The sequence below is a fragment of the Streptomyces sp. NPDC101166 genome (genome assembly GCF_044768125.1).
Lineage (GTDB): Bacteria > Actinomycetota > Actinomycetes > Streptomycetales > Streptomycetaceae > Streptomyces.
In genome coordinates this window covers 37,165-52,147 of record NZ_JBIWPF010000020.1, presented here as the reverse complement: position 1 = coordinate 52,147, position 14,983 = coordinate 37,165, and the positions used below count along the sequence as shown (strand labels likewise).

Annotated in this window: 13 protein-coding genes and 2 pseudogenes; 13 read left to right on the top strand and 2 right to left on the bottom strand. The window is 70.8% G+C overall.

Annotated elements, in window-relative coordinates:
- Nucleotides 1-72: 72 nt before the first annotated feature.
- Nucleotides 73-1,413, bottom strand: coding sequence for a UDP-N-acetylglucosamine 1-carboxyvinyltransferase (gene murA, locus ACIRS4_RS29470; protein ID WP_404201766.1), 1,341 nt, complete (start codon nt 1,411-1,413; stop codon nt 73-75).
- A 265-nt stretch (nt 1,414-1,678) separates the two neighbouring features.
- Between murA and ACIRS4_RS29465 the strand changes: the two genes are divergently transcribed.
- The 9 genes and pseudogenes from ACIRS4_RS29465 to ACIRS4_RS29425 all read left to right on the top strand — a co-directional run bounded on the left by ACIRS4_RS29465 (nt 1,679) and on the right by ACIRS4_RS29425 (nt 11,262).
- Nucleotides 1,679-2,251 (top strand): YqgE/AlgH family protein, encoded by a 573-nt coding sequence (locus tag ACIRS4_RS29465; protein WP_358798157.1) that lies wholly within the window; start codon nt 1,679-1,681, stop codon nt 2,249-2,251.
- 29 nt (nt 2,252-2,280) lie between these two features.
- A complete protein-coding gene (locus tag ACIRS4_RS29460; protein ID WP_130436531.1) occupies nt 2,281-2,565 on the top strand; it encodes a DUF3039 domain-containing protein in 285 nt (94 codons plus the stop codon).
- Nucleotides 2,566-3,003: 438 nt separating this feature from the next.
- Nucleotides 3,004-3,897: an FAD binding domain-containing protein gene (locus tag ACIRS4_RS29455; RefSeq protein WP_404201763.1), complete on the top strand. Its 894-nt coding sequence runs from the start codon at nt 3,004-3,006 to the stop codon at nt 3,895-3,897.
- Nucleotides 3,894-5,720, top strand: coding sequence for a 2Fe-2S iron-sulfur cluster-binding protein (locus ACIRS4_RS29450; RefSeq protein ID WP_404201761.1), 1,827 nt, complete (start codon nt 3,894-3,896; stop codon nt 5,718-5,720). The genes ACIRS4_RS29455 and ACIRS4_RS29450 overlap by 4 nt, the downstream gene beginning before the upstream one ends.
- Entirely contained in the window at nt 5,717-8,026 is a 2,310-nt protein-coding gene (locus ACIRS4_RS29445; protein WP_404201759.1) for a xanthine dehydrogenase family protein molybdopterin-binding subunit, read from the top strand. The genes ACIRS4_RS29450 and ACIRS4_RS29445 overlap by 4 nt, the downstream gene beginning before the upstream one ends.
- A complete protein-coding gene (locus ACIRS4_RS29440; RefSeq protein ID WP_404201757.1) occupies nt 8,023-8,145 on the top strand; it encodes a hypothetical protein in 123 nt (40 codons plus the stop codon). Before ACIRS4_RS29445 ends, ACIRS4_RS29440 begins: the two co-directional genes overlap by 4 nt.
- Before the next feature lie 218 nt (nt 8,146-8,363).
- Nucleotides 8,364-9,554, top strand: coding sequence for an SUKH-4 family immunity protein (locus tag ACIRS4_RS29435; RefSeq protein WP_404201755.1), 1,191 nt, complete (start codon nt 8,364-8,366; stop codon nt 9,552-9,554).
- A gap of 84 nt (nt 9,555-9,638) precedes the next feature.
- A pseudogene (locus ACIRS4_RS29430) lies at nt 9,639-10,237 on the top strand (IS630 family transposase); the annotation flags it as partial.
- 506 nt (nt 10,238-10,743) lie between these two features.
- The gene (locus tag ACIRS4_RS29425; protein ID WP_404201753.1) at nt 10,744-11,262 is read left to right on the top strand and encodes a cupin domain-containing protein; all 519 of its coding nucleotides are present in this window, start codon (nt 10,744-10,746) and stop codon (nt 11,260-11,262) included.
- Between the two features lie 424 nt (nt 11,263-11,686).
- Here the strand turns inward: ACIRS4_RS29425 and ACIRS4_RS29420 are convergent.
- Nucleotides 11,687-11,896 (bottom strand): annotated as a pseudogene (locus ACIRS4_RS29420) (VOC family protein); the annotation flags it as partial.
- A 182-nt stretch (nt 11,897-12,078) separates the two neighbouring features.
- Between ACIRS4_RS29420 and ACIRS4_RS29415 the strand changes: the two are divergent.
- The 4 genes from ACIRS4_RS29415 (at nt 12,079) to ACIRS4_RS29400 (ending at nt 14,755) form a co-directional block, all read left to right on the top strand.
- Complete coding sequence (locus ACIRS4_RS29415) at nt 12,079-12,726, top strand: tetratricopeptide repeat protein (RefSeq protein WP_404201751.1); 648 nt, start codon at nt 12,079-12,081, stop codon at nt 12,724-12,726.
- Nucleotides 12,727-12,829: 103 nt separating this feature from the next.
- Nucleotides 12,830-13,570 (top strand): SDR family NAD(P)-dependent oxidoreductase, encoded by a 741-nt coding sequence (locus tag ACIRS4_RS29410; RefSeq protein ID WP_404201749.1) that lies wholly within the window; start codon nt 12,830-12,832, stop codon nt 13,568-13,570.
- Nucleotides 13,464-14,030 (top strand): DUF397 domain-containing protein, encoded by a 567-nt coding sequence (locus ACIRS4_RS29405; RefSeq protein WP_404201747.1) that lies wholly within the window; start codon nt 13,464-13,466, stop codon nt 14,028-14,030. Before ACIRS4_RS29410 ends, ACIRS4_RS29405 begins: the two co-directional genes overlap by 107 nt.
- A 14-nt stretch (nt 14,031-14,044) precedes the next feature.
- Entirely contained in the window at nt 14,045-14,755 is a 711-nt protein-coding gene (locus ACIRS4_RS29400; RefSeq protein WP_404201745.1) for a DUF6082 family protein, read from the top strand.
- The last annotated feature ends 228 nt before the right edge of the window (nt 14,756-14,983 follow it).

The window sequence follows — 14,983 nt, the reverse complement described above, 5'->3', positions numbered from 1 at the left end:
TGCCCGGGGGCGACCCCCGGACCCCCGGCAGTCGGGGGTGTGGCCCTGGCCGGGGTTGCGAGGCGGGCTGGGTCAGCCGAGTGCCTTGCCGGGCAGTTCGACCTTGGCGCCCAGCTCGACGAGCTTCTCCATGAAGTTCTCGTAGCCCCGGTTGATCAGGTCGATTCCGTGGACCCGGGACGTGCCCTGGGCCGCGAGGGCGGCGATCAGGTAGGAGAAGCCGCCGCGGAGGTCCGGGATGACCAGGTCGGCGCCCTGGAGCTTGGTGGGGCCGGAGACGACCGCGGAGTGCAGGAAGTTGCGCTGGCCGAAACGGCAGTCGGAGCCGCCCAGGCACTCGCGGTAGAGCTGGATGTGCGCGCCCATCTGGTTGAGCGCCGAGGTGAAGCCGAGACGCGACTCGTACACCGTCTCGTGGATGATCGACAGGCCCGTGGCCTGCGTCAGGGCCACGACCAGCGGCTGCTGCCAGTCGGTCTGGAAGCCGGGGTGGACGTCCGTCTCCAGAGCGATGGACTTCAGCTGGCCGCCGGGGTGCCAGAAGCGGATGCCCTCGTCGTCGATACGGAAGGCGCCGCCCACCTTGCGGTAGGTGTTCAGGAACGTCATCATCGACCGCTGCTGCGCGCCGCGGACGTAGATGTTGCCCTCGGTCGCCAGCGCGGCGGACGCCCAGGAGGCGGCCTCCAGGCGGTCCGAGAGGGCGCGGTGGTCGTAGCCGCCGAGCGTGTCCACACCCGTGATGCGGATCGTCCGGTCGGTGTCCATCGCGATGATGGCGCCCATCTTCTGCAGGACGCAGATCAGGTCCTCGATCTCCGGCTCCACGGCCGCGTTCGAGAGCTCCGTGACGCCCTCGGCGAGGACGGCCGTCAGCAGCACCTGCTCGGTCGCGCCCACGGACGGGTACGGCAGCCGGATCTTCGTGCCGCGCAGCCGCTGCGGGGCCTCCAGGTACTGCCCGTCGTCCCGCTTCTCGATCTTCGCGCCGAACTGCCGCAGCACGTCGAAGTGGAAGTCGATCGGCCGGCCGCCGATGTCGCAGCCGCCGAGGCCGGGGATGAAGGCGTGCCCGAGACGGTGCAGCAGCGGGCCGCAGAACAGGATCGGGATGCGGCTGGAGCCCGCGTGCGCGTCGATGTCGGCGACGTTCGCGCTCTCGACGTACGTCGGGTCCATCACCAGCTCGCCCGGCTCCTCGCCCGGCCGGACCGTCACGCCGTGCAGCTGCAGCAGGCCGCGTACGACCCGCACGTCACGGATGTCCGGAACGTTGCGCAGTCGACTCGGCTCACTGCCCAGCAGGGCGGCGACCATGGCCTTGGGCACGAGGTTCTTCGCGCCGCGGACACGGATCTCGCCCTCGAGCGGGGTTCCGCCGTGGACAAGGAGGACATCGTCGTTGACGGTCATGTATCTCGCGTTCCATGGAAGGTGGGGCAGGGCTGGAGAGAGACAGAGTAATCGCCGAGTGCCCTTGTCCCGTAAGCCCAGGAGGCGCTCAGGAAGGTCATGGCTGTGTCACAACACGAACCGTTTCTCACCGGCCACGCAAGGTCACCGTGAGACCGCCGCCACGCGCGTGTGCCCGGCCCGCCTCCAGGCTCCCCACCTGCCCCTCACCCCTGACGCCGCATTGCCTCCCCACTCCGGGGGAAGATGCGGGATCATGTCTGGCATGACCGAGGTGTCCTCGCTCACAGGGCGGCTGCTCGTGGCAACCCCCGCCCTGGCGGACCCGAACTTCGACCGTGCGGTGGTGCTCCTCCTCGACCACGACGAGGAGGGCTCGCTCGGTGTCGTCCTCAACCGTCCGACGCCGGTGGGCGTGGGCGACATCCTCGAGGACTGGGCGGACCTCACCGGCGAACCGGGCGTCGTCTTCCAGGGCGGCCCGGTCTCCCTGGACTCCGCGCTCGGCGTGGCCGTGATCCCCGGCGGCTCCGGCGTCGACGGCGCCCCCCTGGGCTGGCGGCGGGTGCACGGCGCGATCGGCCTCGTCGACCTGGAGGCCCCGCCGGAGCTGCTCGCCTCGGCCCTCGGCTCCCTGAGGATCTTCGCCGGGTACGCCGGCTGGGGCCCCGGCCAGCTGGAGGACGAGCTGGTGGACGGCGCCTGGTACGTCGTCGAGTCGGAGCCCGGCGACGTCTCCTCGCCGGAGCCGGAGAGACTCTGGCGCGAGGTGCTGCGCCGCCAGCGCAACGAGCTGGCGATGGTGGCCACCTATCCGGACGACCCGTCGCTCAACTGATGGGTGTGAGCTTCAGTACCCTTGGGCCCATGAGCACTCTTGAGCCCGAGCGCGGCACCGGTACGGGGACCCTCGTAGAGCCGACGCCGCAGGTGTCGTCCGGTGACGGTGACCACGAGCGCTTCGCGCACTACGTCCAGAAGGACAAGATCATGGCGAGCGCTCTCGACGGGACCCCCGTCGTGGCGCTGTGCGGCAAGGTCTGGGTGCCCGGTCGCGACCCGAAGAAGTACCCCGTGTGCCCCATGTGCAAGGAGATCTACGAGTCCATGGGCTCCGGTGGCGACGACAACGGCGGCAAGGGCGACAAGTGACCGCCTGACACGCGATCAGGGGCGGCGGGCGGGAATCGGCGAGCGCCCGAGGTTCACCGAGGGTGCGTCGCGGATCTGGTTCGTCCGGTACGTCGCCAAGTGGCTCTTCGCGCGCGTGGGCTGCGCGGGTGTCACCCCTCGACGCCTCGGCGCCCTGGTCCGGCCGGCGAGCCCGCGGCGCTCGCGACGGGCCCGCGCGCAGTGGACACCGGTGGGGAGGAACCCTGCGGGGTCACCGAAGAGTGGCAATTCGAGCGCACCGGTGATGCCGTGCCAAATCGGCCCATCTCCCCGGTGAGATGGGCGAATGCCTCCTAGCGGACCCCCGCGTTCGGGCCTTGCGAAGATGTGCCAGAGTTGCCACGTCCGCCCTGTCAGCACGTACCGTACGGCAGCACAGGCGGGACCAGGTGGGGCAGCGGGAAGGGGCAGCCGGTTTTGAGCACGCACGCACCGCAGGCGGCGCACGCCGTCACGCTGCCCACGTCGTTGGACGAGGCCGTCACGGCCCTCTCGGCGAACCCCGCGGCCGTTCCGGTGGCCGGCGGCACCGACCTCATGGCCGCCGTCAACTCCGGGCAGCTCAGGCCCGCCGCCCTGGTCGGCCTCGGCCGGATCAGCGAGATCCGCGGCTGGCAGTACCAGGACGGCCACGCCCTGCTCGGCGCCGGACTCACGCACGCGCGTATGGGACGCCCCGACTTCGCAGCCCTCATCCCCGCGCTCGCCGCCGCCTCGCGCGCCGCCGGACCCCCGCACATCCGCAACGCGGGCACCCTGGGCGGCAACATCGCCTCGGCCGCGCCCACCGGCGACGCGCTGCCCGTGCTGGCCGCGCTGGAGGCGACCCTGATCGTCGCGGGCCAGGGCGGAGCCCGACGCGAGATCCCGGTGTCGCATCTGCTCGCCGGCATGGAGATGCTGCGCGGCGGCGAACTCATCGGCTACGTGCGCGTGCCGCTGCTGCACGCCCCCCAGGTCTTCCTGAAGGCGACCGGACGCACCGGCCCGGGCCGCGCCGTCGCATCCGTCGCCCTCGTCCTCGACCCCGCCCGGCGCGGCGTCAGGTGCGCCGTCGGCGCGATCGCGCCGATGCCGCTGCGGCCCCTCGAGGCCGAGCAGTGGGTCGCCCAGCTCATCGACTGGGACAACAGCCGCGCGATCGTCCCCGAGGCCCTGACCGCCTTCGGGGAGTACGTGGCGGCCGCCTGCATCCCCGACCCGGTCCCGGCCGAGGACGGCTCCGTGCAGCCGCTGCCGCCCGCCGTACTGCATCTGCGGCGCACCGTCGCCGCGCTGGCCCGACGAGCACTGGGGAGGGCGCTGTCGTGACCGACGACCAGCACGGACAGGACCACGGGCACCAGCACGGACGAGATCACGATCAGGGGCAGGGCGCGCCCCAGGGCGCGGGCCGCTGGGACCCGCTGCCCCAGGGCGACTACGACGACGGTGCCACCGCCTTCGTCAAGCTCCCCGAGGGCGGCGTGGACGCGCTCCTCGCCGCGCGCGGGGAAAGCCCGCTGGCGGCTCCCGGACACGGCTACGTCCCGCCGCGGATCACGGCGGCGCCCGACCGGCCCGACGCCGACGCGAGCGGCACGGGCGCGTGGCCGTCCCCGGTCGGCGGCGCCGAGTGGCCCGCCCCCGCGAGCGGGTCGAGCGTGGGCGACGACCGGTTCACGTACAACCCGGGCTCGACCGGACAGTGGACGTTCGAGGAGACCCCGGCGGCCCCCGCGCCCGCTCCCGGCCATGACGTGACCGGGCAGTGGTCCATTCCGGTCGCAGGCGGCGACCTCCCCGACGAGTCGGGCGAGTTCACCGCCTCGGCCCTGGTCGAGCAGTGGGGCGGCGCGCCCCCGGCCACCCTGCCCGGGGGTGCGCCCGCGCCCTGGGCGACGGAGCCGGCGCAGGACCCGGCCGACCCGTCGGCGCAGCCCTGGGAGCCGCAGCCGGAGAGCGCCGACCGTCCCGGCCGTGCGGCGGCGTCCGAACGGCATGCCGACGACGTCTCCCTGTTCGCGCCCCGGGCCGGGGACGAGGACGGCGCGCACGCCGTGGAGGCCCACGAGGCCGCCTACGGGACCTCCGAGGCCCACGGGGGCACGCAAGAGGCTCACAGGGGCCCTGAGGGCCCGTACAGCGGCTCGCGCGAGCCCTACGCCGAGCCCGGGGCCGCCGCAGAGGGCGTGCACGACCCGGAGTCCGGACATGACGTCGACGCCGTGCGGGACGCGTACGGCGACCGCGACCCGGACGCCGTACGAGACACGGAGGCCGCACCCGGAGCAATCGCCCCGGAGGACTCGCGGGCCGGGAACGCGGACCACTCGCACTCCGAGCCGTCCGCCGACGACGCAGAGACGGAATCCGCCGCTCCACGGTCCGAGGCCGACGCGTCCGACGCCGGCGACGACACCGTGTCGTCCACGCGCGTGGACGACGGCCACGGCGCCCACCCGCGGGAGGACCCCGACGCCGACCAGCCGCCCGCGGCGCCGCCCTTCCACGAGGAACACCCCCTCGCCTCCTACGTGCTGCGCGTGAACGGCTCCGACCGCCCGGTCACCGACGCCTGGATCGGCGAGTCCCTGCTCTACGTCCTGCGCGAGCGGCTCGGACTCGCGGGCGCCAAGGACGGCTGCTCGCAGGGCGAGTGCGGGGCCTGCAACGTCCAGGTGGACGGCCGCCTCGTCGCCTCCTGCCTGGTCCCCGCCGTCACCACCGCCGGCAGCGAGGTCCGCACCGTGGAGGGCCTCGCCGTCGACGGGCAGCCCTCGGACGTGCAGCGGGCGCTCGCCCGGTGCGGGGCGGTGCAGTGCGGTTTCTGCGTGCCCGGCATGGCGATGACCGTGCACGACCTGCTGGAGGGCAACCCCGCCCCCACCGAGCTGGAGGCCCGCCAGGCGCTCTGCGGCAACCTGTGCCGCTGCTCCGGCTACCGGGGCGTCCTGCGGGCCGTCCAGGACGTCGTCGACGAACGCGAGGCGCACGCCGCCGCGGACGCTGAGACGGACGGCGACGAGGCACGTATTCCGCACCAGGCGGGTCCGGGCGCGGGCGGCGTCCACCCGTCGGCGTTCGAGAACCCGGCACAGCCCCATCCGCACGACCCGGTGTACGGACAGGGCCAGGACGGAGGCCAGGCGTGACCAACGAAGCAGCCACCGCGACGAGCCCCGCGGAGGCCGCCCCGGACCCCGAGCCGATCCCGCACGGCCTCGGCGTCTCACTGCCGCCCGCCGACACGCGCGCCAAGACGGAGGGCACCTTCCCCTACGCGGCCGACCTGTGGGCCGAAGGCCTGCTCTGGGCGGCCGTGCTGCGCTCCCCGCACGCCCACGCGCGCATCGTCTCCATCGACACCTCCCACGCCCGCGAGATGCCCGGCGTGCGCGCCGTCGTCACCCACGAGGACGTGCCCGGCAGCGCGCTGCACGGCCGGGGCACGGCGGACCGCCCGGTGTTCGCCTCCGACGTCGTACGCCACCACGGCGAACCCATCGCCGCCGTCGCCGCCGACCACCCCGACACCGCGCGCATGGCCGCCGCGGCCGTCATCGTCGAGTACGAGGTCCTCGACCCGGTCGTCGACCCCGAACTCGCCTTCGAGGCCGAGTCGCTGCACCCCGACGGCAACCTCATCCGGCACATCCCGCTGCACCACGGAGACCCCGCCGCGGCCGGCGAGATCGTCGTCGAGGGCCAGTACCGCATCGGCCGCGCCGACCCCGCCCCCATCGGCGCCGAGGCCGGCCTAGCGGTGCCCCGCCCCGACGGCGGCGTGGAGCTGTACCTCGCCTCCACCGACCCGCACAGCGACCGCGACACCGCCGCCGCCTGCTTCGGGCTGACACCCGATCGGGTGAAGATCGTGGTCACCGGTGTGCCCGGCGCCACCGCCGACCGCGAGGACCAGGGCTTCCAGCTCCCGCTCGGCCTGCTCGCCCTGAGGACGGGCTGCCCGGTGAAGCTCACGGCGACCCGCGAGGAGTCCTTCCTCGGCCACGCCCACCGCCACCCCACCCTGCTCAGATACCGCCACCACGCCGACGCCGAGGGCCGGCTCGTCAAGGTCGAGGCGCAGATCCTGCTCGACGCCGGCGCGTACGCCGACACCTCCGCCGAGGCCCTGGCCGCCGCCGTCTCCTTCGCCTGCGGCCCCTACGTCGTCCCGAACGCCTTCATCGAGGGCTGGGCGGTGCGCACCAACAACCCGCCCTCCGGGCACGTCCGGGGCGAGGGCGCGATGCAGGTGTGCGCCGCCTACGAGGCGCAGATGGACAAGCTGGCGAAGAAGCTGGGCGTCGACCCGGCGGAGCTGCGCCTGCGCAACGTCATGGCGACCGGGGACGTGCTGCCGACCGGTCAGACGGTGACCTGTCCCGCGCCCGTCGCCGAACTCCTCCAGGCCGTGCAGGAGTTCCCCCTGCCGCCGCTGCCGAAGGACACCCCCGAGGAGGACTGGCTGCTGCCCGGCGGCCCCGAGGGCGCGGGCGAACCCGGCGCGGTGCGCCGCGGCGTGGGCTACGGCCTGGGCATGGTGCACATGCTCGGCGCCGAGGGCGCGGACGAGGTGTCCACGGCCACCGTCAAGGTCCTGGACGGCGTCGCGACGGTGCTGTGCGCGGCGGTGGAGACCGGGCAGGGCTTCACCACCCTCGCCCGCCAGATCGTCCAGGAGACCCTGGGAATCGACGAGGTGCACGTGGCGCCCGTCGACACCGACCAGCCGCCCGCCGGGCCGAGCTGCCACGGCCGGCACACGTGGGTGTCCGGCGGCGCGGTGGAACGCGCGGCCAAGATGGTCCGCACCCAGCTGCTCCAGCCCCTCGCGCACAAGTTCGGCATGTCCACCGAGCTGCTCCAGATCACCGACGGCAAGATCACCTCGTACGACGGCGTCCTGTCGACCACGGTCGCCGAGGAGCTGCACGGCAAGGAGCTGTGGGCGACGGCCCAGTGCCGCCCGCACCCGACCGAGCCGCTCGACGCGTCCGGCCAGGGCGACGCCTTCGTCGGGCTCGCCTTCTGCGCGGTCCGCGCGGTGGTCGACGTCGACATCGAGCTGGGCTCGGTGCGGGTGGTGGAGATGGCGGTCGCCCAGGACGTCGGCCGGGTGCTCAACCCCGCGCAGCTGACCGCCCGCATCGAGGCGGGCGTCACCCAGGGCGTCGGCATCGCGCTCACCGAGAACCTGCGCACCCCGCGCGGCCTCGTCCGCCACCCCGACCTCACCGGCTACGCCCTGCCGACCGCCCTGGACGTGCCCGACATCCGGATCGTCAAACTGGTCGAGGAACGCGACGTCGTCGCCCCCTTCGGCGCGAAGGCGGCCAGCGCGGTACCGGTGGTGACGTCCCCCGCGGCCATCGCCTCGGCGGTGCGCGCCGCCACCGGCCGCCCCGTCAACCGCCTCCCGATAAGACCGCAGGCAGCGGTGGTGACGGGGCAGTGACCGACCAGGATCCCCAGCGCTACGAACCGCCGCCCGCGGTGGGAAAGCTGCTGCTGTGGATCCTGCTGTTCGTGGCGGCGGCGGTCGTGGTCGTGCTCGGCGGGGTCTACTTCACGTGAACCCCCTCTCCGGCGCCTGCCGGGCGGGGAGCGCGGAGACGGCCGGGGTGATTCCCGTGAGCTGCCGTGAGACGGGAACGATCTCGGACGCGGTGACGTCTTCCCAGGCGAGGGCCGTTGTCAGTGGTGCCGCGTAGTGTTCGGGGAAGTGGGACGGCGGCGGGCGCGGCGACGCGGGCCGCCGCCGGGACGGCACACTTCACGCACGGGGGAACCACATGGGCACGACCGGTACCGCCGCCGGCACGGCGGTGATCACCTTCACCGACTCCGAGCTGGACCCGTACGTCACGCACGCGCCGACGCGCCGCTGGCTGACCGGGCCCGGACTGCCGGGCGTCGGCGGCCTGCTGACCTTCGACGCGCTCCGCGCGGACGGACTGCGCACCGTGGGCGACTCCACGGGCGAACCGGACGACGGCATGGCGGCCGGCCTGAGCGAACAGCTCGTCATAGGAGGGCTCGCCGGGTCGGACGGCCCGCGCGGGGAGTCGGTCCTGCTCGACGGCTCCACCGGCGAGATCACGACGACGTACTTCCTCCACGACCGCCCCCACCTGATGGGCCGCCGGCCGCTCGCGCCGTCCCTGGAGACGCTCGTGCGCTTCGCGACGGCGGCCGACGAACTGGCGGCGCTGCGCGGCCAGTTCGCCGCCTACGCGGGCCGCTACGGCCCCGAGGCGGTGGCGCAGGCCTCCGCCCAGCTCCTCGCGCTGTACGAGGCCGGGGCGCACGGCGAGGTACCGCCGTTCTGGCGTCTGATCGCGGTGATACGTCCCCTCGCCCTGATCGCGGGCCCCGGCACCCGCTCGGACCTGGCCCTCGACCTCCCGCCCCGCCTCCTGGACGACGAGTTCGGCTCCCGCGCCGTCGTCCGCTTCGAGGACGTCGACTTCCCGTCCGCCCTCACCCATGAGCCGAGCCGCCGTTTCCTGGCCGAGGTGGGCCTGCCGGAGGAATGCGTCTGGTTCGCCCTGGACACCGACGCCCCGCTCCCCACCCTCGCCGATCACCACGCGGACGACAGCCACGCCCGACTCCCCGCCGAAGCCGCCCACTTGATCCGTCTCGGCGCGCTGTCCGAGGGCGTCAGCCTGGTCCTGGACGGCGCCACGGGCGCGGTCCTGACCTGGTCCGGGGCGATGTCGGCGCTGTGCCCCCTGAACGCCGACGTCTCCACCCTCGCCGTCACCCTCTGGCTGATCCACAGAGCGAAGACCCTGGACGCCGACCACGATCTCACCGAGGCCTACGACCAGCTCGCCACCACCCTCACCCGGACCCTCGCCACCCTGGACCCGCTGGCCTGCGCCCGCACGTCGGCGGCGGCACAGGAGGACGACGGCCGGCGCTACTGGCCGAGCGCGTTCGCGGACGAAGCGGGCGGAGGCCTGCGGAGCGCGGTCTAGTGCTCTGACCGGGAAGGTTCGCCGGGTTGGAGGTTGGGGCGGTTGGCTGGACGGTGACGTCCGTTCCGACGGCTGGAGGCGTGTGTGGCCGAGCCTGTGCGGGTGCGCAGACTGACCGATCAGGAAGGGCAGAAGCTGCAGCAGATCGTGCGCCGGGGCAGCACCAACTCGGTGCGCTACCGCCGGGCGATGATGCTGCTCGCTTCGGCTGGCGGCAACCGGGTCCCGGTAATCGCCCATCTGGTCCAGGCCGACCAAGCTCGGCCAGCCCTTCACTCGCTGGTCGATCCGCAAACTCGCCGCATACCTGCGCCGCGTGCACGGACGCGTCATCCGCATCGGCCGGGAAGCCTTACGGCGCCTGCTCCGGTGCCGAGGCAGCACCTTCCAGCGCACCAAGACCTGGAAGCAGTCCCCCGACCCCCGAGCGCGACGCCAAGCTCGACCGCATCGAGCACGTCCTGGAGCACTTCCCGGACCGGGCCTTCGCCTTCGATGAGTTCGGGCCCCTGGGCATCAGGCCGACCGCCGGCTCCTGCTGGGCGAAGCAGGGCAAGCCCGACCGCCTGCCGGCGACGTACCACCGCACCCATGGCGTCACCTACTTCCACGGCTGTTACTCCGTCGGCGACGACCAGTTGTGGGGCGTCAACCGCCGCCGCAAAGGCACCGCCAACACCCTGACCCCGGCGAACGTTCCCGGTCACAGCATTAGTGAGTTGACCGCGATGGTCGGCCGGGTTGGGGTGCGACGATCTCGGTTTCCGGTCGGGTGCAGGACCTGCCACTTCGTCGTGGAAGGAGTCCTGTGATGGTCAGGCCGGTACGGGCCCGTCGGCTGACGGACGACGAGGGCCGCACCCTGCTGCGGATCGTGCGGCGGGCGGCACGGCACGATCAAGGTCCGTAGGGCGATGATGATCCTCGCGTCGTCCTCGGGCAACACTGACGAGGCGATCGCCGCGCTGGTCGCGGCCGATCCGAACACCCGTCCGCGATGGGATCCACGCGTGCAACGACCGGGGCCCGGCGCGTTGGAGCCGCAGTGGTCCTGCGGCCGACCGCGGCGGATCGCCGGGCCGACGAGGCGTACATCGTCGAGTCGCCAAGATGCGACCCAGGAAGTCCGGGGTGGACACTTTTAGCAGGACACCAGTGTCTCTCGAAATCGATCAGAGGAGTGATCGCCATGACCGAGGAACTGGTCCCTCCTCTCACGGTCGTTCGCCCCGGCGAGGGCGCCGAGGGCTTCCTCGGTTCCATCGGAGTGGTCTTCAAGCTCTGGGGTGCCGATACCAACGGCGCCTTGTCGGTCGTCGAGCACCCGTTCCCGGTCGGCGCGCTGGTTCCGCCGCACCTGCACACCCGCGAGGACGAGTACTCGATCGTCACCGAAGGCGAGATCGGCTTCCGCTCAGGCGACCGCGAAGCCGTGCTGGGCCCCGGCGGCTACATCACCAAGCCGCGCGGCGAGCTGCACACCATGTGGAACGCCGGCTCGGTCCCTGCCCGCATGATCGAGATCATCAGCCCGGCCGGTTTCGAGAACTGCTTCCGCGAGCTGGCCGAGATGTTCGCCGACGGCCCGCCGCCGTCCGCGGACGCGATCCCGGCACTCGTGGCCAAGTACGGGGTCGAATTCGGCCAGCCGGAGTGGCTGCCGGACGTCATCGCGCGGTTCGAGCTGACGCCGCCGCCGGGAGCGTAACCCACAACCCGCTGACCAGCCAGAACGCCACCGCCTAGAGAAACGCCTTCCAGGTCGCCGCACCCATGCCCGCCCAGGTCGGACCCCGGATTCGGCACTCCAGGCCGCTGAATCACTCGGAACGCGGGCTTCACCAAAGCCGACCATCTGACCCACAGTTGCCTACTGTCGCGGCGCACGATCTGCTGAAGCTTCTGCCCCACCTGGTCGGTCAGTCTGTGCACACGAACGGGCTCAGCCGCCCGCGGCTCCAGGGGTCGGATCGACCATCACCGCACGTTCAACGCCACGACCACCAACCCGGCGAACCTATGCGGTCACAGCACTAGACGCATCTGCCCTGCGCTCGGCATCGAGGCCTCGGGCTACTCCCGGGCCGCGGTGTCGGGGTCGATGCCGTGGGCGCGCAATGGCGTCGACGGTCTACGAGGAGCACGTCCTGGAAGGCCCACCGGCGCAGCTGCACGATTCCGGGACTGCGGAACAGCTCGAAGAACCCGAGCCCACGGGTCCAGAAGTCCACTGAAACGGCCAGATCACTCGTGGGAACGGTCGCGAACGCGGGCATTCCGTAGATGCCCCGGAACAACTCGGGCGCAAGCGCATCAGGCCCGGGAACGGGCACAGGACTCATCTCGAACGCGTCGTATCAGTCGCTCATGAGCCCACCTTGATCCCTCCCGCAACGTGAGGGTCAAGCCGGACCGCTGCGGGAGCGGCCCGCAGTCGGTGCGTTCACTGACTTGGTGCATAGAGCAGTTGGCCGGCGCCGAGATAGCCTCGGCGCTGCCATCGTTCAACGGGGAGGGCCGAGGCATGCGAGGGCAGGACTGGATCGAAGACGCCGGAGCGCTGTTCGAAGCGGCGATGTTCGGCGGGGACTCGTCCGCGTTGGAGCGGTCCGATGAGGTGCTGGACGCGGTCGAGGCGCCGCTTTCCATGGCGCGGGGCAAGGTTCTGCACGTCCGCTTCCTCGAGGACCGCGACGAGAACAGCCAGGAACTGGTGCTGTTCGAGCGCGCGGCCGAGTTGTATCAGCGTCTGGGGGAGGCGTCGGGTGAGGCGGAGGCGTTGTTCTGGATCGGCTGCTGGCATCAGGTGGTCAAGGGCGACAGCGCCGCCGGCAGGCCGTACTTCGAGCGGTCGTACGCGCTGGCGAAATCCGTCGACGACCGGATGACGATGTCCTATGCGGTTCGCCATCTCGGCTTCGCGGACAGGGACGCAGGCCACTTCGAGCAGGCCCGCGAGCGGCTGACCGAATCGGTGCGACTGCGCCGGGAGATCGGCTTCAGGGCCGGAGAAGCGGCCGGCCTGGTGGCATTGGCCTACCTCGCGGCCGAGACCGGCGGCTCGTCGGAGGCGCTCCATCACCTCGACGAGGCCCAGTCGGTCGCAGAAAGCTGCGGTGCCAAGGCCGTGTGCGGGTGGATCGAGGAAGCCCGCACTGTCATCCGCTCCTAGTATCCGGCCGGCTTCTGATCAGAGGATGTTGTCCCTCCGCAGGTCGAACGCCGAGTCGGATTCCCGCCAGCGTCCGGGGCCGGTGCGGGCAATGCTCAACGTCATGAACCGACTTGAGGGAAACGTGGCCTTGATCACGGGCGGCAGCCGGGGTATCGGCGCCGCTGTGGCGTTACGGCTGGCAGAAGAAGGCGCCGACGTCGTCCTGACCTATGAGAACAGTACGGAACGCGCCGCCGAGGTGGTGGAGCAGATCAAGGCAAGAGGCCGCCGGGCATCGGCCGTCCAGGCCGACTGCGCCGCTCCCGAGGCACTCACCGCCGCGGTGGACGAAGCCGCCGCGACGTTCGGCAGACTCGACATCCTGGTCAACAACGCCGGTGTGTTCATCGTCGGTCCGCTCGAGGATCTGGGGCCGACAGACATCGATCGCACCCTGGCGGTGAACGTCCGGGCGCCGTTCGCTGCGTCTCAGGCGGCCGTGCGTCATATGGGCCGGGGCGGCCGCATCATCAACATCGGCAGCAACGTCGCCGAACGTGCGGTCTTCCCCGGACTGGCGCTGTACTCGATGAGCAAGACGGCTCTGGCCGGGATGACGAAGGGTCTCGCCCGAGAACTCGGTCCGCGTGGAGTCACCGTCAACCTGGTGCATCCCGGCCCCACCGACACGGATGCCAACCCCGCTGACGGGCCGAACGCCGAGGCGATCGCCGGCTTCACCGCTGTGGGCCGCTATGCGGAAGCGGCCGAGATCGCGGCCACCGTCGCGCACCTGGCGAGTGCGGACGGCTCGTACATCACCGGAGCCTCGATCCATGTCGACGGCGGCTTCACGGCCTGACACGCGAACTCGTCCCTGGCGCCCGCGCCGAGCATGGCGAACCGCCGGGACTGAGGAAAACCTGAGACGCACAGCCGAAAGGGTGGCACCTACGAGGGGTGCCACCCCTTCCGTTCGCCTGATCAGGAACTCGCTTTGCCCTCTCGCGCTCCATCTTCGGTCAGTGCCACGGGGGCTTCACCGAGCCCGCGGCCCGGTGACATCCATGGTTGATGGTTCCCCTGGTGGACGTCATCATGTGGCCTCACGCGTATGGCTGCTGACGGCCCAGGGAGGACCGGTGGCTGAGCAGGTTTGGCGCAAGAGCTCACGATCCGCTAGTGGCGCGAACTGCCTTGAGATGGCACGTGCCCGTGACGGCATAAGGATTCGCGATTCGAAGATGGCGGAAGGTCCGCAACTACCCTTCACGTCAGCCAACTGGAGCCAATTCCTCCGTTACGTTAGTTCGTCCGCTTAGTTCCTCGTTCTCCTATGCCATCTTGCTGCAGGCTCCGTTGCTGGAGACGATGTCTGCTAGTCGCTACCGAGTCGGGGGTGGAGATGCCACATCGCAGGCCGTGGAAACATTGGACTCTCTGGATAGCAGCCGGAACAGGAGCCGTAGCTCTCGTCGCCTGGACCCCATTTATCCTGCGCGCAGCAGCACCCGCCGGAATGGACTGGAGCAGGTTGAGCGAGGTAAGCCAGGCTTACGGAGCAGTAGCAGTAATCTTCTCCGCTGCAGCTTTTCTCGGAGCGATGGTCTCGATCTGGCACCAGGCTAAACAGACGCGCATTATGCATGAAGAGATCCGATCATCCATGCATAAGGAGCTCATGCTCCGAGCCCTGGACGACGAGACGCTCATGCATTGCTGGGAACCGCCGCCCGAGCCCTGTACGTTTCAAGAGGCACGGCAGCACACGTTTTGTAATTTGATCTACCGGCTTTGGCTTACGGACTATTTGGTCGGTCGAATGACCCGTGCATCTACGCGACTAACGCTAGAGGCGCATTTTAGGGGCGAGGTTGCACGTCGCCACTGGCGAATTTCTGGTCAAGGGTGGAACGACTGGGCAAACGCAAGTGCGAATAGACGAGAGCAGGACTTCGTTTCACTCACTCAGCATGTATTCGAGAGAGCTACAGCTGCAGGGCCGCCAGTCGAAGCGAATTCTTACTACGTGCCGCCACGAGTCTGAGATACGCGCAGGGTATAGAGCGGAATGCAAAATTGGTTACCTGGAGGCGTTTTCTGAGTATCCTGGGGGTTTCTTCGCATGATCTCACGTGCTCGTTTTGCAGGTTTGTTCTGGTTGAGCTGGGCTTGATCCGAGCACGTTCGAAGATGGGCAGGGCGAACGAACGGCTTCGGGCGGTCACGTACGGAGATGAACGTGACGGAAACTGAGACGGTATGTGACCCCTTC